General features: G+C 51.1%; 22 protein-coding genes. 11 read left to right on the forward strand and 11 right to left on the reverse strand.

The annotated features are described in order from the left end of the window. The first annotated feature begins 27 nt into the window (after positions 1-27). On the forward strand, positions 28-1,941 hold the full coding sequence (locus HPY52_01045; GenBank protein NPV78851.1) for an ABC transporter substrate-binding protein: 1,914 nt from the start codon (positions 28-30) through the stop codon (positions 1,939-1,941). A 167-nt stretch (positions 1,942-2,108) separates the two neighbouring features. Here HPY52_01045 and HPY52_01050 read toward each other — a convergent pair whose 3' ends face one another. From HPY52_01050 to HPY52_01075, 6 genes are all read right to left on the reverse strand, one after another. Next, on the reverse strand, positions 2,109-2,408 hold the full coding sequence (locus HPY52_01050; protein NPV78852.1) for a hypothetical protein: 300 nt from the start codon (positions 2,406-2,408) through the stop codon (positions 2,109-2,111). Between the two features lie 79 nt (positions 2,409-2,487). After that, entirely contained in the window at positions 2,488-3,156 is a 669-nt protein-coding gene (locus HPY52_01055) for a TetR/AcrR family transcriptional regulator (GenBank protein ID NPV78853.1), read from the reverse strand. A 227-nt stretch (positions 3,157-3,383) separates the two neighbouring features. Continuing rightward, positions 3,384-4,541 (reverse strand): PDZ domain-containing protein, encoded by a 1,158-nt coding sequence (locus HPY52_01060; GenBank protein ID NPV78854.1) that lies wholly within the window; start codon positions 4,539-4,541, stop codon positions 3,384-3,386. Positions 4,542-4,565: 24 nt separating this feature from the next. Continuing rightward, the gene (locus HPY52_01065; protein ID NPV78855.1) at positions 4,566-5,708 is read right to left on the reverse strand and encodes a DUF4367 domain-containing protein; all 1,143 of its coding nucleotides are present in this window, start codon (positions 5,706-5,708) and stop codon (positions 4,566-4,568) included. 15 nt (positions 5,709-5,723) lie between these two features. After that, complete coding sequence (locus HPY52_01070; protein ID NPV78856.1) at positions 5,724-6,395, reverse strand: hypothetical protein; 672 nt, start codon at positions 6,393-6,395, stop codon at positions 5,724-5,726. 5 nt (positions 6,396-6,400) lie between these two features. Then, a complete protein-coding gene (locus tag HPY52_01075; protein NPV78857.1) occupies positions 6,401-7,024 on the reverse strand; it encodes a sigma-70 family RNA polymerase sigma factor in 624 nt (207 codons plus the stop codon). 236 nt (positions 7,025-7,260) lie between these two features. On the opposite strand from HPY52_01075, the gene HPY52_01080 reads away from it, so the two are divergent. The 10 genes from HPY52_01080 (at position 7,261) to HPY52_01125 (ending at position 17,511) form a co-directional block, all read left to right on the forward strand. Further along, positions 7,261-8,691 carry a UDP-N-acetylmuramoyl-L-alanine--D-glutamate ligase gene (locus HPY52_01080; GenBank protein NPV78858.1) on the forward strand — a complete coding sequence of 477 codons (1,431 nt, stop codon included), beginning with the start codon at positions 7,261-7,263 and terminating at the stop codon, positions 8,689-8,691. Continuing rightward, positions 8,672-9,529 (forward strand): bifunctional methylenetetrahydrofolate dehydrogenase/methenyltetrahydrofolate cyclohydrolase FolD, encoded by an 858-nt coding sequence (gene folD, locus HPY52_01085; protein ID NPV78859.1) that lies wholly within the window; start codon positions 8,672-8,674, stop codon positions 9,527-9,529. Before HPY52_01080 ends, folD begins: the two co-directional genes overlap by 20 nt. A gap of 184 nt (positions 9,530-9,713) precedes the next feature. Further along, a complete protein-coding gene (locus HPY52_01090) occupies positions 9,714-10,775 on the forward strand; it encodes a bile acid:sodium symporter family protein (protein NPV78860.1) in 1,062 nt (353 codons plus the stop codon). Positions 10,776-10,779: 4 nt separating this feature from the next. Beyond that, the gene (locus tag HPY52_01095; GenBank protein ID NPV78861.1) at positions 10,780-12,135 is read left to right on the forward strand and encodes an NADP-dependent malic enzyme; all 1,356 of its coding nucleotides are present in this window, start codon (positions 10,780-10,782) and stop codon (positions 12,133-12,135) included. Positions 12,136-12,200: 65 nt separating this feature from the next. Then, on the forward strand, positions 12,201-13,061 hold the full coding sequence (locus HPY52_01100; GenBank protein NPV78862.1) for a fumarate hydratase: 861 nt from the start codon (positions 12,201-12,203) through the stop codon (positions 13,059-13,061). Positions 13,062-13,199: 138 nt separating this feature from the next. Further along, the gene (locus tag HPY52_01105; protein ID NPV78863.1) at positions 13,200-13,751 is read left to right on the forward strand and encodes a Fe-S-containing hydro-lyase; all 552 of its coding nucleotides are present in this window, start codon (positions 13,200-13,202) and stop codon (positions 13,749-13,751) included. Between the two features lie 50 nt (positions 13,752-13,801). Further along, entirely contained in the window at positions 13,802-14,029 is a 228-nt protein-coding gene (locus tag HPY52_01110; GenBank protein NPV78864.1) for a hypothetical protein, read from the forward strand. Positions 14,030-14,301: 272 nt separating this feature from the next. Next, positions 14,302-15,471, forward strand: a complete 1,170-nt coding sequence (locus tag HPY52_01115; protein NPV78865.1) for an acyl-CoA dehydrogenase — start codon at positions 14,302-14,304, stop codon at positions 15,469-15,471. A 95-nt stretch (positions 15,472-15,566) separates the two neighbouring features. Continuing rightward, a complete protein-coding gene (locus HPY52_01120) occupies positions 15,567-16,385 on the forward strand; it encodes an electron transfer flavoprotein subunit beta/FixA family protein (protein NPV78866.1) in 819 nt (272 codons plus the stop codon). A 34-nt stretch (positions 16,386-16,419) separates the two neighbouring features. After that, positions 16,420-17,511 (forward strand): electron transfer flavoprotein subunit alpha/FixB family protein, encoded by a 1,092-nt coding sequence (locus tag HPY52_01125; protein ID NPV78867.1) that lies wholly within the window; start codon positions 16,420-16,422, stop codon positions 17,509-17,511. A gap of 96 nt (positions 17,512-17,607) precedes the next feature. Here HPY52_01125 and HPY52_01130 read toward each other — a convergent pair whose 3' ends face one another. From HPY52_01130 to HPY52_01150, 5 genes are all read right to left on the reverse strand, one after another. Then, positions 17,608-17,961, reverse strand: coding sequence for a phage holin family protein (locus HPY52_01130; GenBank protein NPV78868.1), 354 nt, complete (start codon positions 17,959-17,961; stop codon positions 17,608-17,610). A gap of 151 nt (positions 17,962-18,112) precedes the next feature. Beyond that, positions 18,113-18,400: a hypothetical protein gene (locus HPY52_01135; protein NPV78869.1), complete on the reverse strand. Its 288-nt coding sequence runs from the start codon at positions 18,398-18,400 to the stop codon at positions 18,113-18,115. A gap of 20 nt (positions 18,401-18,420) precedes the next feature. Next, on the reverse strand, positions 18,421-18,780 hold the full coding sequence (locus HPY52_01140; GenBank protein NPV78870.1) for a hypothetical protein: 360 nt from the start codon (positions 18,778-18,780) through the stop codon (positions 18,421-18,423). Between the two features lie 21 nt (positions 18,781-18,801). Next, the gene (locus HPY52_01145; protein ID NPV78871.1) at positions 18,802-20,004 is read right to left on the reverse strand and encodes a DUF4097 family beta strand repeat protein; all 1,203 of its coding nucleotides are present in this window, start codon (positions 20,002-20,004) and stop codon (positions 18,802-18,804) included. Positions 20,005-20,009: 5 nt separating this feature from the next. Next, complete coding sequence (locus HPY52_01150) at positions 20,010-20,396, reverse strand: DUF2089 domain-containing protein (protein NPV78872.1); 387 nt, start codon at positions 20,394-20,396, stop codon at positions 20,010-20,012. Positions 20,397-20,818 lie beyond the last annotated feature (422 nt).

The following is a 20,818-nucleotide window of genomic DNA, read 5'->3' on the forward strand; positions in this document are numbered from 1 at the left end:
TCTCAATATAATAAGGAGGAAGAAAGCATGACCAATTCTATTAAGAGACGATTGGTGACGGTCCTATTTGTGATGGCTCTTGTAGCTGGATACATTTATGCATCTTTTGCGGCATCTAGAGATTATAATGAGGCCCCGATGCTTGCGGCCCTTGTGAAGCAAGGCAAGCTTCCCCCTGTAGAGAAAAGACTTCCCGATGACCCAATGGTTGTCACTCCTGTGGATGAAGTAGGCCAGTATGGAGGGACATGGCGTAGAGTCGCCTTGAGTCCAGGAGACACCATGATACATGTCCGCCTTGGATATGAACCCCTGGTAAGATGGGACAGAGATGGCAAGAAGCTGATCCCCAATGTGGCTAAGTCGTGGGAGATAGGAAATGGCGGGAAGACATTTACACTTCATCTTAGAAAAGGCATTAAGTGGTCAGACGGGGAACCCTTGACCGCAGATGATATTGCCTTCTGGTATGAAGATGTAATTTGCAATAAGGAACTGACCCCTGTCTATCCCGCCTGGCTGCAGGTAAATGGCAAGCCTGCAGAGTTTGAGAAGGTGGATGCTTATACCGTCCGGTTTAGCTTTGTAAAACCTCATGCCCTATTCCTGGAATACCTCGCCAGCCCAAATGCAGGACCCTCTGTATTCAACTATCCTAAGCATTATATGAAGCAATTCCATCCCAAGTATACCTCGAAGAGTCAGCTTGATGCGAAGGTCAAGGCGGCTAAATTTGATAGCTGGTATAAGCTGTTTGCAGACAGAGCCCAGCCTTTTACTAATCCTGATCTTCCTACTATAAGACCCTGGGTTCTCAGATCAAGCCCAACAGCCACTCGTATAATAGCAGAGAGGAATCCTTACTATTGGAAAGTCGATACCAAGGGTAATCAATTACCCTATATAGACAGGATAGCATGGGACATGGTGCAAGATATCCAGATGATCACCATGAAGGCGGTCTCTGGAGAAGTCGATATGCAGGCAAGGAACCTGTCGTTCTCAGACTATCCACTTCTTATGGAGAACAGGGACAAAGGGGGTTACGAGGTTTATCTTTGGAATGCAGGAGAGGGAGCGAGCGCTATATTCCCGAATCAAACCCTTGAAGGTGATGAGGTGCTGCGGAATTTGGTGAGGGATGTCAGGTTTAGAAGAGCCCTTTCCATGGCCATCAACCGGGATGAAGTCAATGAGGTGGCTTACCTTGGCCAGGCGACCCCGGTATATACAATGTTCCCTGTAGCTTCTGTAGGGAATGATCCTGAGATCCGCAAGTTCTATGAGTATAATCCGAAGGAAGCGAATAGACTTCTTGACGAAATGGGGCTCAGCAAGCGAGACAAGGATGGTTTCAGGCTTCGTCCTGATGGCAAGCCGCTGACGTTGACAATTGTAGTGAACTTAGGTTATTCAATACATGCCGATGTCATGCAGATGGTGAAAAGATATTGGGATGCAGTCGGGATTAAGACGGTTGTAGACGCCATATCTGGCTCTCTCTGGTGGCCTCGTATCGACTCAAATAACTATCAGTTTGTGGGATATACAACGGAATTTGCCACAGATTACTTTGTTGCAAGTTATTCTATGAGAAGTCTTGTTCCAAATGAGATCAACACATACTGGGCACCCCTCTGGGGCAGGTGGTATGTAACCGGTGGCAAGGAAGGCGAGAAACCGGTCGGAGACGCTGCAAAAATACAGGATGACTTCAGCAAGATGCTCGTCACCATAGACGAGAAGGAACGCGAAAAGCTTCTCGAGGATATGTTCAGGTTGTGGGCGAAGAATATGTATGTTATCCCCATACTAGGAGGATATAACATACCTGTAGTGGTCAAGAAGAATTTCAAGAATGTTCCGCGCAAGGGCAATTTGGCTTATGCATATTCAAGCCCTGGTTATCTCACACCTGAGCAATTCTTCATCAAACGGTAAATGTCGGCATCCATGAATCTTGTGGTTTGCGGGTACTATGCGGCTCCATCTCGGGGCCGCATGATTGGTTAGAATTCGGGTTCCCTTGTTTGAAACGGAGAGGCGGTCACCCCGCCTCTCCCGGGATCTGCGCCCTTGGGGCCCCGGATTCGCAGTGAGTCGCCTGTCTAGGTTACAGTGAATTGAACGGTTACACCCTTCCCCCTGTTACCCTGCGTATCTCGCGCAAAGAATGTGACATCATATGTTCCGGGAGGCGCTCCGTAGGGGACGACGATAGTGGTCGAATATGTATTCTCGCCTGCCTTGGGAAGGAATTCGGAGTATCCGTAGGCGTTCACCATGGCATAGACTGACTTGATCTCACCCACGACGTTGCTGAATCTGGCGGTTGCCTTTACGGTAGTCCCGGGGGAACCAGATGGAGGATCAAGGGTCACATTGAGGTCGTAAGAGAACTCTGCCATTCATCTCACCTCTTCTTTGGATTCTGTATCTGAAGCCAAAAGATCATATGGGTTATATGGGGCCCTATCCTGAACGCCTTTACTGGCGGGGCGCTAGACCTGTCATAAGGAAATCCACTGTCTCTCCGGCGATCTCTTCAGGGGAGAATTTTTCATCTCCGATAAGGTGTCGCGCCATCAGGTTGGTAATGATGCCTACAATATGCTGTGAGACGAGATACACATCCACCGGAGCGAATTCTCCGGCATCGATTCCTGCCTTGAGAATGGCGGCAAAGCGTTCCACCATGACCCAATAGACTTGCTCCACCTTAGGAACCCCAGAGGGACAGCCCTTTATGAACCACGATTCAAAGATCAGTTCCACTATGGTCTTGTTAGACTGGCAAAATGAAATCACCGAGGCAATTGCTCGCTTGAGGTAATCCGCTTTTTTGGGACTATGGTTTGGAAATCCAGATTTGGGGGGATATTCAGGCGCCGAATTCAAAAAAGATTCGATGCCATGCTCCAGGAGGCTGACATAGAGCCCCTCTTTAGAATCAAAATAATAGTAGATCATGGGCACTGTGGTATTCGCGGCCTCCGCGATCTCTCGCACCGATGTCCCCTCGTATCCCTTCCCGGCAATCAAAGAAATAGCGGCTTGTAGGATACGATCGCGGACAAGAGTGCCATTGTGCTGGGTGTCATACGAGCTTGATTGTGGAGAGCCTCTGTCATTTTCTCGCTCATTCGATGTTACCATTATGGTTCAGACTCCCTACAAAAGAGTTTATCTAACGCTAAATAAAGTATACCACTTTTCATTTTCCGTTTCAAGGGTCCCTGGCCGGCTGCCGCAGGAATGCGTCATAAAGACGCAGGGACCGGGCGTTGGGGCCCGATCCCTGCGCTGAGGAGGTTTTGGCATGCACGGGACTCTATTATATGGAAGCAATGTCAGCAGAGGAAATCACATTAGAGGAGGAGACTTCACTCAATGCTCGTCGGCCTCTCTTCTAGGGTCACGACTATGATCCTCGTGCCGCCATTGCGCCATACCTTGAGAATGACCTTACTGCCGATCTTCTTTGAGTTTACGAGCTTGACCAGATGATCGGAATTGTCGACTTTTATATTGCCGAATTCAAGGATTACATCATAGGTCGAAAGGCCTGCCTTTTCAGCAGGGCTGTTTGGCTGGACCTCTGTCACGATGGCACCCTTGGTGCTCTTGAGCCCCAAGGCATCGGCAAGCTGTTTGTTGAGATCCTGAAGCCCGATGCCAATCCATGGTCTTGCCACTTTCCCTTTGGTAATAAGGTCGTCAAGAATGCTTTTGGCCTGATTCACCGGGATTGCGAAACCAATACCCTGTGCGAATGGTATGATTGCAGTATTGATCCCTACCACTCTGCCACGTATATCCACCAGGGGACCACCGCTATTTCCGGGGTTGATGGCCGCGTCAGTCTGGATGTAGCTGCCGGGCTTTGTCGGGTCATCTAGGGAACGCGCAAGTCCGCTGATGATACCTGCAGTCACGGTTCTTTGAAATTCATATGGATTCCCGATAGCTATGGCTATGTCCCCGGGACGGATCTTATCCGAGTCCCCAAGTTCGACCGTCGGTAGATTTGAAGCATCAACCTTGACGACAGCCAGGTCGTACAGGGAATCTTGTCCCACCAGTTTGCCATTTAGCTGCCGCCCATCAGAAAGCGTCACCTTGATCTCTGTTGCCTTCTCAATGACATGCCTATTGGTAAGTATATATCCATCTGGCCTGATTATGAAACCCGACCCTTGCGCTGGAACGACTCTTTCTTTGGGCGTGAATGATTCACCAAAGAATTGGCGGAAAAACTCGTCGTCAAACGGAAATACGGACTTGACTTGCACTGTGCGCTTTGTATCGATATTCACAACTGCCTTCGAGACTTTCTCTGCAACATCGGCTATGGTGTTTTCTCCCAGGGCCTGAATGGCCACCACATTTGATCCGGCCGCGCTGACCACCGGCGCAGGTTCATTGGCAAAAGTCGGCTTGTCATGTGTAAGCTGCACCACTACGACTGATGTAATGAGAGAACACACTATGGCAACCACTGCATATGGTAGATATTTACTTTTAAATTCCTTTAGGCTCATAAAAAATCCTCCTTTGCATCTAGCTCAATGTCTTGTCAGTATAAGGAGAAACTTGCTGGCGAGATCCTCGATGAGCCCCTCTGATCGACGGACCCCATCGCTAATCTTCACGGATTCCGCCATTTTTATCAGTATATCCTTTGAAACATTGCCTACCAGGAAGAGGTTCCTGCCATCCGCCTCCCATCTAAGGATGTTGGCCCGTGGTTCCTCAACCAGATCAGCCTTTGAACCGTTTACCTCTACCGTCTCTGCATTTTGCAGGTGTATCCTTGATCGATCAGCAGAGAGCGTCTGGAAGAATGACACCACGTTAAATCCATCCGAATACTGCAAGTGAATACACGCTACTGGCCCAAGCTTTGCTGGGGCCCCCCCCTCCAGGGAATAACCCAGGGTCGAGAAGGATGGAAATATGATGTCACTTCCGAACTTCCGCCTGAGGTCCTGCGGTGGAACCATCGTAGGCTGTTCCTTTTCACATATTACTTTTACACCTGGAGGAGGAGCGAAGTCAAAGAGTCCATCAGGGATATCTGACGGAAAATCTATCCTGACGAAATATGACAGGTAAGTGAGGTTTTTGTTGTCATCAAACTCCTCCGTCCTTAATATCACCGGGTTTTCCGAATCTACCCATATCCTTCGAATAGGGTTTCCCCTGTACTTTGGTGATAGCAAAATAGCGTAAGATCTTCGCCCCGCAACAACCGCCCGTCCTAAGAGTTTCACCATGTAATTTTCGCCAGCAAGGTCGAGATTTTTCATATAGACGCCTTCTATAGGAAATTGGACGGAATAAGATCTCGGCCCTACCGGCTGAGAAGTCACGATCTTCTGTGACGGGGCATATGTCCATATCCTGCTGCCGTCGGAGATAAACAAACGGTATGGATTATCAGCCGACGGCAGATATTCGATCCTGACCTTAGACAGGCCCTCACGCGCAATACGGACGATACTGGCTTTTGCGCCCCTAGGCGACCAGTATATCATTACTTGGGTGCCCTCAAACCTGAGATTTTCACTTTCCCGCGCAACCCGTCTCAAAATGGCCATGGCCGGGTTTTCCTGATCCGGGATCGCAGCTTCCGTGACCTGGAACCACAGCACAGTTACCGCGGCCACGGCAACCAGTAGTATAAAGAGTCCTCGAAAAGTGAGCATATAAGTCACCCCATATCAGGGGAGTATGCCCCATGGCTGGGCGTCGAAGTCGACCAGCCTGACCGCTGCCTGGTCATCATTAGATGCATTCAACCCGGTAGGCATGCTGCCGCCAGGCACGCTGACATCGGGGTGAGCCAATTGTTCCACTGGTGTCAATCCAGGGTTGTGCTGGGACTCCAAAGCCATATAATTGATCCATGCATCATCGGACCAAGGTTGTCTATATGCAGATAGCGCATGTGTTCGCAAGAAGGGGGCTATCTCTACAGGCTGCGGTCGCGAAACAATTGACCAAATCAAAGGCGCCGTCATGAAGAATACAAGCGGCAGAGCCGCCGCGGCTACTGCCATTCTCAGCCGGTTACTACCCGGTATGGTGAACCATGGCCTTCGGGTCGAAATCGCGAACCATGTTCCTCTTCTGATGCGAGATATATCGCGGGTGCCTGCCGGTTCTCCAGCCAACTTTGCCCGGAGTCCTGGCCAAAAATCTCCGGGGAGATCACGGCTGGGAACCGACGAGAGCAGATCCTTGAGTGACCGGAGTTGCTCCAATTCTTTCGCGCACCGCAGGCACCCATCAACGTGGAGCGCTACTCGACGTTCTTCATCATAACTGAGCTCCCGGTCTACATATGATGAAAGCAGTTTTTGGACTTTGTCGCACGGCAGATCCCAATTCACCCTTTTCACCTCCCACCGGGTGATCTGTGAGATGCTTCATGATCCTCTTCCTGGCGGTGGCCGAGATAAGGCAATAGCCTCTTCCGGAGAAGTCTTCGACCTCTATGGATTCGTGATCTCACTGTCCCGATGGAACATTTGAGTATCTCGCTGATCTCTTCATATGAGAACCCCTGGACATCGCATAATACCACAGCGAGGCGATATTCAGGCGGAAGGGATTGGATTCCCCTCTGGATGGCCTGGTGGAGTTCTGATATTTCAGCCAGCTCTTCGGGCCCCGCTGAATTATCTTGAAGCTCCCGGGGCAACTGTTCGTCAAGTGTATCTATGGGTCTATCAAGAGACTCGATCCTGAATTTCGGCCTTCTACGCAGACGATCTATGTAGATATTGCTCGCGATCCTGTAGAGCCATTTTTCAAAGGAGGAGCCCAGTTGGAACTTATCGAAGGAACGATACGCCTTCACCAGGGCTTCCTGCACCAGATCCTTTGCCTCCTCTTTGTCACCGGTAAGCCGGTAAGCGAGGTTATATATGGCTTTGTCATATTTCTGGACCAGGCGCTCAAATTCCTCGACAGGTTTACGCGCGAGGCTGACGCCTGCCAGTGCCTCCGTCCGGATCACTCTCTCTCACTACCCTTCACCATTTCATAAACGTAAATACAGGGGAAAAGTTCCCGACATAAATTTTACCATAATGGATGGGACCAGGCGACCCCGCTTCCCCTGCGAGCTTTGATGAAGTATAATGTTCATGCGGATGTAAGTCTTTGTTCCCCGATTAGGCACCAGCCCACATGGATTTTATTTTTGAATGTAATTGAGTATAAGGGGATACTTTCTATATGCTAGACCGTGATCTGACGCCATCACAGCGGAAAGTCATCGATAACCTTCGCGGAAAGCGAATAGCAGTATTAGGTATCGGGGTGAGCAATCTATCAGTCATTCCATTTTTGGTATCCACAGGGGCAAGAGTTGTCGCATGTGATGCAAAGCCCGCCGCCGAGCTTCACGCGGTGCTCGAGAACCTCAAGGGACTGCCGGTTGAATTTCATCTGGGGCCATCATACTTGGACGATCTGGAATCTTTCGACATGATGGTCGTGACACCCGGGATGAGGCGGGATCTCCCTCAGCTTGTCAGGGCTCGTGATAGAGGGGTCGAGGAAACCAGTGAGCTCCGGCTCTTTTTCCAACTTTGTCCTTCTAGGATCATTGGGATTACCGGGAGTGATGGGAAGACCACCACAACCACGATTACCGGCCTCGTATTCAAAGCTGCCGGGAAAGATGTCTTTGTGGGCGGGAATATCGGAACACCCCTTCTGGGCCGCGTTTTTGACATGAGACCCGATTCTATTGCTGTCCTGGAGCTTAGTAGTTTCCAATTACAGCAGCTTGGAATGAGTCCCAATATAGGCGTCGTTCTCAACGTCCATCCCAACCATCTGGATTATCATCCAACTATGGAGGAATATATAGAGGCTAAGGCTAATATTTTTCTACATCAGCAGCCCGGGGACTTTGCAGTGCTCAATGCTGACAATCGTATTTCCCGGGAGATGGTGCCAAGGTGCCCTGCTGGTGTTGTGTTCTTCAGCAGGCTCAGCGAGGTTGAGTCAGGCGCATTCTTAAGGGGTGATCAGATCTGGCTCAGGTTGAACGGCCGGGAGGAATTCGTCTGTTCCAGGGAGGACATACAAATCCCGGGTGACCATAATGTTGAGAACATTCTCGCAACCACCGCGATCGCAGGCCTCGAGGGCATTTCTTCGTCTGTGCTGAGGAATGTCATCAGGGAATTTAAAGGAGTGGAACATCGGATAGAGCTAGTGGGAGAGGTAAGTGGCATACGCTTTTATGATGATTCTATCAGCACGACCCCCAGTCGAGCTATTGCTGGCCTAAGATCGTTCAAGCAACCAATAGTGTTGATTGCAGGGGGATATGATAAACACCTACCTTTTGATGAATTCGCCGAGGTTGCCATTGAGCGGGCGCGGGCCATCGTATTATTGGGAGCTACCGCCTCGAAGATCGAAGAGGCGGTTAGAGCGGCCGGCGTCCGCCGTGGGCATATGCCCATGATGATTCATGCAGAAGGCGGCCTTGAGGATGCGGTCAATAAAGCTTTCGATGCCGCCCAGAGCGGCGATGTCATTCTCCTTTCCCCTGCATGCGCCAGTTTCGATATGTTCAGGAATTATAAGGAGCGAGGACTCCGTTTCAAAGAGATAGTGAAAGATATTATACGGAGGAGCGGTGCAGATGACAGCCAGGCTCATTGACGGCAAAGCTATTGCGGCAGAGATCCAAAGGAAATTAAAGGCGGAAGTTGAGGCCCTGGAGCGAGATCATGGGATTGTGCCCGGGCTTGCCGTTATCCTGGTCGGTGGTGATCCCGCATCGCGGATCTATGTAAATAGCAAAAAACGCGCATGCAGCAGGTTGGGGATGTATTCTGAGGAACATTGCCTGCCTGCAAGCGCTTCTCAAAGAGAAGTAGAATCTTTGATAGAAGAACTCAATTCCAATGAAAAGATCCACGGAATCCTGTTACAGCTTCCGCTTCCTGAAAGTTTTGATGAGAAAAGGCTGTTGGAGAGAATTGATCCATCGAAGGACGTTGATGGATTTCATCCGGTGAATGTCGGGCGGCTCGCGCTGGGCTACCCCTCCTTTGTGCCATGCACTCCTGCCGGCATACTGGAGCTTATAGGACGCACAGGTGTTGAGATCAAAGGTAAACATGCGGTAGTGGTCGGTCGCAGTAATATAGTTGGCAAGCCTGTAGCTGCTTTGCTTCTAGCGAGTCATGCTACTGTTACCGTCTGCCACTCAAAGACCACTGATCTCGTCCATATCTGCAGGCAGGCCGACATCCTGGTAGCGGCAGTGGGCCGTGCCAGATTAATAGGGCGAGAATATATCAAACCAGGTGCTGTGGTCATAGACGTCGGGATAAATAGAGAGCCTGAAGGCCTGGTTGGGGATGTGGATTTTGAAGGGGCGAGTCAAGTGGCAGGTTTCATTACCCCCGTCCCCGGCGGGGTGGGACCGATGACGATCGCAATGCTAATGAAGAATACCATCTTGGCCGCCGGTAGAAGATCCCGGAAGATCTGAGGTCTACATGCCCGGTGACGGCGTTGATTTTGCTGATGACTGAAAACTGACTCTCAGGGTTTACAATGCCATCCATGTTGCAGTAGAATGATGACATATTGAAGCGCCGGGGATTCCTCTACAAAGTAGAAATATGGATCGCCGAATATTCGTTTTGCTTTAAGATATGGTGGGATGATGGTTGTTGCAGGAAGGCAAGACCGGTGGCATATCTATCTGGGTGTCTCGCGTAGACCGCATGATTGGCGCAGGATTTTTCTGGATCATCCTTGGATGCACACTTGTTGGGGCTATCTGGCAGAAGACTTTTGCTCAATATGTGTCAATAGTACCTTATCTTATTGCCATAATGACATTTTCAGGCACGGTCGGTTGCAGGATAGAGAACTTCCGTCAGGTCGGGCGCAAGCCCGGGGCGTTTATTGGCACATTTTTATCCTTTTACCTCGTCATGCCGCTATTAGCTTTTGTTATATCCAGGCTTTTCTATCCAACAAATCCCGAGCTTTGGGCCGGGCATGTGCTCCTCGCCGCGCTGCCGAGCGCCACCAGTTCATCCCTCTGGGTAAGGCTATCTTCGGGTAATGTTCCCCTTGGTATCGGACTTTTGACTTTCACCGCCATCCTGGGTAGCTTCGCGGTGCCGGGAATCATGGGGCTTGTGGCAGGGCATGTGATTCCCTTCAGTCCTCGCAGTCTTCTCCTCACCCTTACGAAGATCGTGCTCATTCCGGTTATCCTGGCAATGCTTTTCACCCATAAAGGAAATAGGTACGTTTCAATAGCTCGTCCATTTCTCAGCCTCATCATGAAGCTTTCAGTCATGTTGGTGGTTGTTTCCAACGCGGCAGCGAATGCGCCATTTCTTGCTCAGTATAGCAGGGTTACCTTCCTTGTGTTGTTGGTCATCCTCTTGCAAACTATAATGGGTTATGTCATCGCCTATTTTGCGGCACGTACGGCATTGAGGCTCTCTCCAGATGATGCTAAGGCTTTTCTATTTGTTAATGCAATGCGAAACGACGGGGCCGGGATAGCCATCGCCCTCGCCTATTTCACGCCTCTTGTGGCAATTCCTTCCGGAGTTAGCATCATGATCCAGCAGCCGTTTGCTTCTCTGGTGTTGAGGGCGCTCGGGATGAAAAGAGGAGTTTTGTCCGCCTCAAAGAAGAAGAAGATCATGTCCGCTGGAGCCGCGCAGATTTCGGACGGAATGGGGACTCGCCATGTCCGGGGAAGGAGATAATGCGATGTCAGATGGGAATGCGATAATAGATAAACAAGGGATGCTCGCCAGAGCTCAAAAGCCCGCGAAAGAGGCCATGAGGCTTCACCCCTTTTATAAGGGTAAGATCGAGATTACCCCTAAAGGCTGTATCAGGGACATGCGAGATTTCGCCATATGGTATACTCCCGGTGTTGCGGAGCCCTGTAAGGCCATCAAGGACGACAAAGAATTAGTCTACGAGTATACCAATAAATGGAATACGGTGGCTGTTGTAACAGATGGGACTCGGGTGCTTGGCCTCGGGGATATCGGACCGGAGGCTGGGCTCCCGGTAATGGAAGGAAAGGCCATGTTATTCAAGTATCTTGGCGGGGTGGATGCATTTCCTATCTGCCTTGATACAAGAGACCCTGAGGAGATCATCTCAGCCATCAAATGGCTTCAGCCTTCGTTTGGCGGGATCAATCTGGAGGATTTCGAGCAGCCAAAGTGTTTTTACCTTCTTGAACGTCTCCGTGAAGAGATGCAGATCCCAGTATGGCACGATGATCAGCAGGGGACTGCGGCGGTCACCCTTGCAGGGCTTTTCAACGCGCTTAAGATAGTTGGCAAGAGATTGTCTGATGTGAGAATAACCCTTGTGGGTGCCGGCGCCGCGAATATTTGCATCGCCAGAATGATAATCGCTGCAGGAGCTGAACCAGGAAACATCATCATGTGTGACAGCAGAGGGACGCTACACCCAGGAAGGACAGAGCTCATGGAGACAAATAAGGAAAAGTGGGAGATGTGCCTTAGAACCAATGCCAGGCATCTTGCAGGCCAGATTCCTGAGGCCATGAAGGGCGCCGATGTGGTGATAGCCCTGTCCAAACCGGGTCCTGATACTCTCAAAAAGGAATGGATAGCTGAGATGGCCGCGGACGCCATTGTCTTTGCTTGCGCAAATCCGGTTCCTGAAATATGGCCTTGGGAAGCCAAAGAAGCTGGGGCGCGCATCGTGGCTACCGGGCGCTCAGATTTCCCCAATCAGGTAAACAATTCTCTGGGATTCCCCGGGATTTTCAGGGGAGCTCTCGATGTCAGGGCGAAGACGATAACAGACGAGATGTGTATAGCAGCAGCTATGGAACTCGCAAAATGCGCGGAAGACAGGGGCATAAATGAGGAATATTTGATACCTACGATGGATGAATGGGAAGTTTATCCCAGGGTAGCCGTCGCGGTGGGACTGAAGGCAGTGGAGCAGGGGATCGCGAGGATCGCCCTGGGCAGGGACGAACTCTACGACAAGGCAGTCTCCATGATAAGAAGGTCCCGGGAAACGACTAGAATGCTGATGGATGGGGGGATCATCCCGCCGCCGCCCATGGCTTGAATGGGTGCCGACTGATAGTCGTTTCCGATCTATGGATAGGGCTCAGGAAGAGGGGGAAGGATCGGTTGGGTTCTAATCAAGTAAGAGAGATCTCTGCATTGGAAGTAACCCGCGCGGTGAAGAAGCTCTGTATGAGCGCCAATTGCAACCTTCCTCAGGAGAACCTCCGCGCCCTTAAGAGGGCCATTGAAATCGAGGAATCACCCCTAGGGAGGCAAGTCCTGAGACAAATCCTTGAGAATCATCGTATCGCGAGAGAAGAATGCCTTCCCGCCTGTCAGGATACCGGGGTTGCCGTAGTGTTTCTGGAGATTGGCCAGGATGTTCATATAGTGGGCGGAAGTCTGTATGATGCCGTGAATGAGGGCGTAAGGCAGGGGTATATCGAGGGCTACCTTCGAAAATCGATGGTGGACGATCCTGTTTATGAGCGACGGAATACTGGCGATAATACACCTGCTATCATCCACGTTGATGTCGTCCCTGGGGATAGGCTCAAGATCACTGTGGCTCCTAAAGGTGGTGGCGCTGAGAACATGAGCCGGCTTGCCATGCTCACTCCTGCCGCCGGGATCGAGGGAGTAAAGGACTTTGTGATAGATACTGTAAGACGGGCTGGCCCGAATCCATGCCCGCCAATTATAATCGGGGTGGGGATAGGCGGGAATTTCGAGGCTGTCGCGCTTATGGCAAAGAAGGCATTGCTCCGGCCCCTGGGTTCCCATAATCTCAATCCAATGTTTGCGGATCTCGAAAAAGATCTGCTCATGAGGGTCAACAAGCTTGGCATAGGCCCGCAGGGTTTCGGCGGAAGGATTACTGCTCTGGCCGTGCATGTGGAAGTCATGCCCTGCCATATCGCGAGCCTTCCAGTAGCGGTCAACCTCAACTGCCATGTTTCCCCCCATGAATCCATGACTATTTGATCCTGGACTTGGCCTTCCCGGCTCCCGGGACCACTTCGATGCCGACTTTTTCTGCGGCTGTGGCCAGCTTTGAATCCAAAGTGAGTAAGATGAGTCATGGCTCGAGATTTGAGACTTCAGGGAAAGGAAAATCGCTAGATGGCTATCTATATAACAACTCCGCTCACTGAAGAGGTAGTAGCCCAGCTCCGGGCGGGGGACGAGGTCGCGATATCGGGCGTCTTATATACAGCAAGGGATGCTGCTCACAAGAGGCTTGTCTCCCTTATCAAATCTGGTTCGCAGTTGCCCTTTGATCTTGCGGGGCAGGTGATTTACTATGTTGGTCCCACACCAGCGCGGCCGGGATTCCCTACGGGATCAGCCGGGCCGACCACCAGCGGGCGCATGGATCCATACACCCCCCTGTTGATCGAACATGGTCTGAAAGGCATGATAGGGAAAGGCGTAAGATCCCTTGAAGTCAGAGAAGCCATGAGAAAGTATAAAGCAGTATACTTCGGCGCGATCGGTGGGGCTGGTGCCTTGCTGGCGAAGAGGATCAAGTCATCAGAATTGGTTGCATATGAGGACCTGGGGCCGGAGGCTATACGACGGCTCGTGGTGGAGGATTTCCCCGCAATAGTGGTGGATGATATCTATGGTGACGACCTCTATGAGCAAGGGATGGAACGTTACCGGATAGTTTAAACCACTGACACAATATTTCGAGCAGATCCCGTGATGAAGGGGTGGCATTTTTGAAGGGCAGAGTTGCCACCTTTGTTATCCTAATTGTGCTTGTGGGTATAGCGCTTGCGTTGAAATCTTTTGCCCTCTCTGTAGCCGCCGTGAAAGAGCTCAGGGACAATTCAGGGACGCAGTTTGATCCCCATGTGGTCGATATTTTCATCGAGAAAGTGTTAACAAAGGCCCAGCATCCGGTGACGGAGCAGGCGGATCTTGTGCCGCGGTATCAAGAGCATTGACACCCGCCACAGTCTTAAGAGCATTGACACCCCGGCCTCCTAGATGCTACACTCTTTTTGAACCCAGGGTTAGTAGCTCGTATTAATAGCTGGTGCTAATCCAGGGCATCGGCGTTTGCCTGGCGCACCAGTGCCAATCCGGGGCGTTAGCGTTCACTTGGCGCGCCAGCGCCCGCCTGGCGCACCAGTATGCGCAGGCAGGCCCAAGAATGGGGAATCCAGATAGACGATTCCCCAACCGGCCCAGGCAGACTCGAACGGGGGGAGTCCCAATGGACTATTTCTTGACTGATGACCAAAGGATGATCAAAGACCTGGCCTCAAAGATAGCTGAGGAGAGAATAGCTCCTGTCGCGGCTGAGCTTGATGAAAAGGAAGAATTCCCATGGGAAATAATGAGGGATCTCGCGCAGGCAGATCTATTCGGGGTCTGGATCCCCGAGAAATATGGAGGTCTGGGCGGTGGGGTCCTCGAGCAATGCCTGGTCGTAGAGGAGCTTTCGCGCGCATGTGCAGGAGTTGCGACATCCTATGCGGCCAGCGCTCTCGGTGCCTACCCCATTCTTCTCTTTGGAACAGAGGAACAAAAACAGAAGTATCTTCCTGATATCGCTTCCGGCAAGCGTCTTGCCGCATTTGCCCTGACAGAACCTGATGCCGGTTCAGATGCCGGGAATATCAAGACTACTGCGGTGTTTGACGGGGATTCCTATGTCTTGAATGGGACCAAGCAATGGATCACCAATGCCGGTGAAGCAGAGATCTACACGGTAATGGCCACAATTGACCGAAACGCCGGAGTTCGCGGAATTACAGCCTTCATAGTTGAAAAAGGCACACCTGGCTTCGAATTTGGCAAGAAGGAAAAAAAGATGGGGATTCGATCCTCATCTACGCGTGAACTCATTTTTTCAGATTGTCGGATTCCTCGTGAGAATCTTCTCGATAGAGAAGGAAAAGGGTTTATCGTAGCGATGAGAACATTGGACCGGACCCGGACTGGAGTCGCCGCTCAGGCTGTAGGGATCGCGCAAAGGGCGCTCGATCTCTCAGCAGCCTATGCTATGGAGCGAGTTCAATTCGGAAACCCGATCGGCGAATTTCAGGCTATCCAGCACATGCTTGCTGATATGGCCATCCAGGTCGAGGCTGCCAGGGCTTTCACCTATTCGGTCGCCAGAATGATCGATGGAGGGGCGCGGGATTTCGCGAAAGAATCAGCCATGGCCAAGACTTTCGCCTCTGATATTGCCATGCGTGTGGCTGTGGATGCTGTCCAGATCTTTGGCGGTTATGGCTATATGCGTGATTACCCTGTGGAGAAGCTCATGCGTGACGCGAAGGTAACGCAGATCTATGAGGGAACGAACCAGATCCAGCGCACAATAGTGGGTTCTCAGGTTTTGCGAGAAGCCAGGCGCCAGAAAAAGGCGAAGGCTTGAATGCTCGGTGGCGCAAGGTCCGGATTGTCATGAAGGTCGGATTGTTCATGGAGAATGCAAGTTGGATATAGATCCGGAGGGACTTGATCGGATATATGAATATAGTGGTAACCATCAAGCAGGTCCCGGAAGATCCCGGGGCTGTGAAGATAAACCGGGAGACCAATACCCTTGTTCGTGAGGGCATCCCATGTATCGTCAACCCATATGATCTCTTTGCGATTGAAGAAGCCTTGAGGATACGGGAAAGTTTGCAAAAGGCGGGCGCCCGGACTAGAATAACGGTCATTACCATGGGGCCGCCGCAGGCGCGCAGCGTGTTAGAAGAGGCTATCGCAATGGGCGTGGATAACGGAATCCTGCTGAGCGACCGGGCTTTTGCGGGAGCCGATGTCCTCGCTACTTCCTATACCCTCGGCAAGGGAATCCGGAAGATGGAAATGGTGTCGGGGGAGACTATTGACCTCGTCATTTGTGGGCGGCAATCGACTGATGGGGACACCGCTCAGGTAGGGCCGGAGCTTGCGGAGTTCCTGGGAATCCCACATGTAGCCCGCGTCTTCGCCATCGACGAGATAGATGCAAGCGGCGCCCGCGTCAGGCGAAGGTCTGATGAAGGATATGAGACCATCCAGGTGGATCTTCCCGCGCTCTTTACCGTTGATAAAGGCATCAACCAGCCCAGAGTCACGTCCTTGAAGGGAATGATGCGAGCCCGCAAGGCTGATATTCCCACCTGGGGGGCGAGCGATATCGGGGCTGAGCCTGATCGGATTGGTCTTTCAGGGTCACCTACAAAGGTTGTCAGGATTTTCTCTCATGAAAAAAGCCATAAGGCCAGGCTTCTCCAGGGTTCTCCGGAGGAAGTCGCTCATGAGCTTGCTGAGGTAATTCGGAAGGCGCTTTCAAGTTAGGGGCCGTTCTGTACCGATTTGGGGGTGTTGTTCTCTGGATGGTAATGTTTGGATATTTGTAGAAATAACGGATGGAGGTCGTCCTGTTGATATTGTATATGAACTCCTGGCAGCGGGACGCCCCATTGCGGATAGACTTGGTGTAAGCCTCGTGGCCCTTCTCCCCGAGGGCAAAGCCGATCCCGGCCATTATAGCGGTGGCTATGGTGGCGGTGGCCATGATAGCGCCGGTCACTACACTTGGGAGAATTTATATCAAACGGAGCCTACCGCTTCGGAACTCATCGCAGGCGGGGCTGACGCGGTTTACGTCATCTCGGCCCCGGGTCTCTTATTGAGGCAAGAAGAGCCCTATACGGAAGCCATTTGCCAGCTTGTGGGTGATTATCGCCCCTCCATTCTCCTATTTGGGGCGACCAATTTCGGTCTTTCCCTGGCCCCACGTGTCGCGGCGAGGCTTGGTACAGGGCTTACTGCCAATTGTACGGTTCTTGAGGTTGACCCTGCATCAGGAATCCTCCTTACAACTCGCCCTGCCTTTGGTGAAAATATAATGGCTACCATTGCCTGCCCTGAGAGAAGGCCGCAGATGGCAACCATCAGGCCGCACGCCATAAGACCTCTTCCCCCCGATCCTCGCCGGCGCGGGGAGATAATGAGATTCTTCAGGGATTTTGCTGCGCCTCGCGCCAGGGTGGTGGGGGTATTCAAGGAAGATCATCAGCAGGAAATTGATATCTCCGAGGCCCGGGTTATCGTATCCGGTGGGAGGGGCGTTGGCTCCGAAGAGAGCCTCCAGCTTCTTGAGGAGCTCGCAGGTTTACTGGGAGGGGTCGTAGCCGCGTCGCGCCCGTTGGTCGATGCCGGATGGATCCCGGAATCACGCCAGGTGGGACAGAGCGGCAAGATTGTAAGCCCCAGGCTTTATATCGCATGTGGAATTTCAGGCGCGATCCAGCATACAGCAGGCATGGATTCTTCAGACATTATCGTGGCCATTAACAAAGATCCTGACGCTCCTATTTTCGGTATAGCCAACTATGGGATCGTGGGGGATCTGCATAAGATCATTCCGGCCCTGATTCGAGAGCTCAAGCGGGACTCACATGCGAACTCATTTGCCTAGACCGAGGGGCGCCACCTTTAAGATCGCCCGAAGGCATGCACGGGGGCATTACCACAGGGTATATGATGGCGCCATCCCAGAGGTCGGCATGGCCGGTTATCGCCTGGAAGTATCCCTCGTCGCCCAGGTAAGTACCCCGCTTATTATGCTCAACACTATGGAGCCCCAGAGGGCAGGCCAGAAACCATGCACCTCAAATCCTTTTACCAGCCCGGAGGCGATGAGGAGCATGAGTGCATTGATGACAAATGTAAAGAGCCCAAGGGTCAGGATTTGAATAGGCAGTGCGAGTATCACCAAGATCGGTCTTATGATGGCATTTGCGATCCCCAACACGATGGCCGCAGCCAGAGCTGCCATGGGGCCGCTCACTTCGATCCCTGAAACGATGTAAGGGAGGATGAGCAATGCAAAGGTGTTCATCGCTAGCCTTATAATAAATCCCGTCATGATATCCCATCTCCCTTCCGGCGCCGAGCTGGTGGCGCTGGTATCTCCTTAGAAATGGCTTGGCGCTGGCATCTCCACAAAAACGGCTCGGCGGCGCTGGTATCCGCTTGAAAACGGCTCGGTGGCCCAAGATGGCCTGAGGATACTTTCATCATATGAACTTCACCAGGACCCTTGTTCCATCCTCCGTCGCGATATCTATAAATGTCCAGGTGCCATAAGATGCTAGTTCGTACATGATATTCTTGGCGACTCCTATTTGATCAAGGGGGAATCCCCCGGGAACGCTTTTCTTGATAACCTTTCTGAGCCCGGGGGATATCATTAGAAGCGCCTGGAATATGCTGAGCGCTGCCCCAATCGCGTCGCATATGGCGAAGACGGGGAGAATTATGGGCAGGCTCCGCTTCATATTCTGGTTTTTAATGAGGATTAGCATGAAAAAACTGGGACGCCTCATCATTCGACGAAGACCTCAACTTTTGTCTCATCATCTTGAATATCCACGATTTTCCCTATCGTGGTTTCCGTTATAGACGATAGCACTTCATCAATGTCGATATGCTGATCCATGAGTTCGTGTCTAGCGTTTGCCGGTATCAATTTGAGGGCCCATTTCGCCAGGGACAAAGGTATATTCACATTTACTTTTGTCTTTCCTTCCTCATCAATTCTGACCCTGAGCATCCTTCCCGACCGGTTCGGGGACGACTGCCCGCCCTTGCCTTCGTCTATAGCATCGAGAAGTTTCATGGCCTCATCTATGGAAACTTTTCCATCCTGAAGCATCCTCAATACTTGTTTTTTCTCTTCACTCATTTCGAATTCCTCCTTACGCCCTTAAGCTGCCGTCTCTTTTCTGACACTTATTCCACCATTGGACGTTTCGATCCTGAGGATGAGTTTTTTCTCCCTGTCTTCAAAGTTCATACTCTTTGCCCGAATCTCCTGGTTTGTCCTACCTCGCTCATTCAGTTCATATACCAGGTCCGGGACATCCACTGAAATTCCTCCGCAGCTTACCTCGGCCGCAATGGAAACGCCAAGATTCATATCTTCTGGGACCACAGCCTTCACTGCCCCATTTGATGTCTCGAGTTCCCAGGTGCTTGTTCCATCTATTCCAAATGGGGTGACGCTTATGCTGCCATTGGTGGTTTCGCAGTGAAGTGATTTTGATGATGTATTCAGGACCACTGCGCCATTAGATGTTTCAACATAGGCTGCGTCAGCCCGCACGCGATTGAAGTCAATCTTGCCGTTGGACGTTTCCGCATGGATCTTGGTGCAGCTGATATCTGCTACCTCTATTGAGCCATTTGAGGATTCCAATGCTACATCATATGTGAATCGCTTGGGAACGAACGCCTGCAATGAAACAGCCTTCAGATTGAACCGATCTCCTCTGGCTTCGAATTCGAGGTTTTTTTCGCCGACCCTATATTGAACCAGGTCCTCAAATTGATATTCCGCTTCTTTACCGGACGGAACCCGCGCTACAGCGACGACCTTGTAACCAGGCTGGTCCCATCCGATAAGCTTGATACCTCCGTTTCGGCCGGTTAGGAATAGGTGAATAACGCTGTCAGCCTCCTCTGGCTCAAGGTGCCCCTCGAGACTCCGCTGGATCATTCCGCCTCCCCAACCAATATCAAAGAAATTCCCGGCTAGATTCGTAAGGCTGGATCCCGCGTTCGATAGGGCCTTTTTTACCGCATCTCTGATCGTATCCTTGAGCTGAGAGTCTTCAAGCTCCTTCCGGATATTAGAGCCAAATGCCTTGAGCTCTTCGACCATATCATCCAGGCCTGCGCGTGAAGGCTTTGCCGGCCCCCGGTCTTTTGCAATTTTTCCCTCATGCTCTGCTGATCTTTTCCCCTCCATGGATTCTACTTCATTCCGAGTCTGATCCTCATTAGGAACGCCTTCTTCGTCATAGGCAGCATCCTTGTCACGGATGGCTTCTATAAGCTCCGCCGCTTGATCCGCGGTGATCTTGCCTTCCTCAATCATTTTAAGGATCATTCGGATTTCCTCATTCATCCGGATTACCCCCTCTGTTGTCTGAGAGCCTTTATAGCCTCTTCAGTCGAAATCTCGCCTTTGTTGAGCGCCTCAAGGATTTCCCTGCGTCTCGAGGCAACAGTTTCCTCACCCTCTCTGCTCTCTACAGGATAACCAAGCGCCTGGATGACCGCGTCAAGGCGGCTTCTCACTGTGGGATATGAGATGCCAAGTTCTCTCTCAACCTCTTTGATATTTCCCCTACATCTTATGAACGTCTCCACAAAGTCTCGCTGATCATTCGGCAGTTGACAAAACTTACAGGTCTCGAAGTTACCCTCAATTGATGTGTCACAACTCGGGCAATGTAATTTTGTCACATCTAGATTTCCTCCACACACAGGACATTGCCCTATCTGCTTCCGTCTCATGTTTTTCCCCACCAACCTTTCCGCGCTCTGTCTCGTGATATACATTCCCGCCCCAAGATATGTGGCCTGTGTTCTTGCTGGCGCAATCGAGCTATGGTTTTTCGTCGCTTGTAAATGTAGGAAGGTTTATCGTCAGTTAAAATAATAAACCATGATATTAATATTGTCAATATATACATCAAAATTTTTAAAGCAATGGGTTGGATCTCTCGTCTTCAAAATATCGTATTAGTTGACGAGATCTGGTGAAGAATGAGAGCGAGGCTTGAATATACATGGCTATATATGTAAGATTGTCGTTCGTTGGGTGCTGGCTTTACACCTCTTGACCGATATGCTAAAATAGCTTGCAGTCATGATAATGCCGGATTTTGCGTGGAAATAGGCCATTTTGTGATTTCCATGACGCCAGACATGAAACG

This window comes from Bacillota bacterium (assembly GCA_013178415.1).
GTDB lineage: Bacteria > Bacillota > SHA-98 > Ch115 > Ch115 > Ch115.

What these genes read in the sequence shown, in the direction of transcription:
- HPY52_01045 (NPV78851.1), top strand. Translation starts at nt 28, where the DNA reads ATGACCAATTCTATTAAGAGACGATTGGTGACGGTCCTATTTGTGATG.
- HPY52_01095 (NPV78861.1), top strand. Translation starts at nt 10,780, where the DNA reads ATGTCAGATGGGAATGCGATAATAGATAAACAAGGGATGCTCGCCAGA.
- folD (NPV78859.1), top strand. Translation starts at nt 8,672, where the DNA reads ATGACAGCCAGGCTCATTGACGGCAAAGCTATTGCGGCAGAGATCCAA.
- HPY52_01150 (NPV78872.1), bottom strand. Translation starts at nt 20,396, where the DNA reads ATGAGACGGAAGCAGATAGGGCAATGTCCTGTGTGTGGAGGAAATCTA.
- HPY52_01120 (NPV78866.1), top strand. Translation starts at nt 15,567, where the DNA reads ATGAATATAGTGGTAACCATCAAGCAGGTCCCGGAAGATCCCGGGGCT.
- HPY52_01105 (NPV78863.1), top strand. Translation starts at nt 13,200, where the DNA reads ATGGCTATCTATATAACAACTCCGCTCACTGAAGAGGTAGTAGCCCAG.
- HPY52_01050 (NPV78852.1), bottom strand. Translation starts at nt 2,408, where the DNA reads ATGGCAGAGTTCTCTTACGACCTCAATGTGACCCTTGATCCTCCATCT.
- HPY52_01065 (NPV78855.1), bottom strand. Translation starts at nt 5,708, where the DNA reads ATGCTCACTTTTCGAGGACTCTTTATACTACTGGTTGCCGTGGCCGCG.
- HPY52_01060 (NPV78854.1), bottom strand. Translation starts at nt 4,541, where the DNA reads ATGAGCCTAAAGGAATTTAAAAGTAAATATCTACCATATGCAGTGGTT.
- HPY52_01140 (NPV78870.1), bottom strand. Translation starts at nt 18,780, where the DNA reads ATGAGTGAAGAGAAAAAACAAGTATTGAGGATGCTTCAGGATGGAAAA.
- HPY52_01130 (NPV78868.1), bottom strand. Translation starts at nt 17,961, where the DNA reads ATGACGGGATTTATTATAAGGCTAGCGATGAACACCTTTGCATTGCTC.
- HPY52_01145 (NPV78871.1), bottom strand. Translation starts at nt 20,004, where the DNA reads ATGAATGAGGAAATCCGAATGATCCTTAAAATGATTGAGGAAGGCAAG.
- HPY52_01135 (NPV78869.1), bottom strand. Translation starts at nt 18,400, where the DNA reads ATGCTAATCCTCATTAAAAACCAGAATATGAAGCGGAGCCTGCCCATA.
- HPY52_01055 (NPV78853.1), bottom strand. Translation starts at nt 3,156, where the DNA reads ATGGTAACATCGAATGAGCGAGAAAATGACAGAGGCTCTCCACAATCA.
- HPY52_01115 (NPV78865.1), top strand. Translation starts at nt 14,302, where the DNA reads ATGGACTATTTCTTGACTGATGACCAAAGGATGATCAAAGACCTGGCC.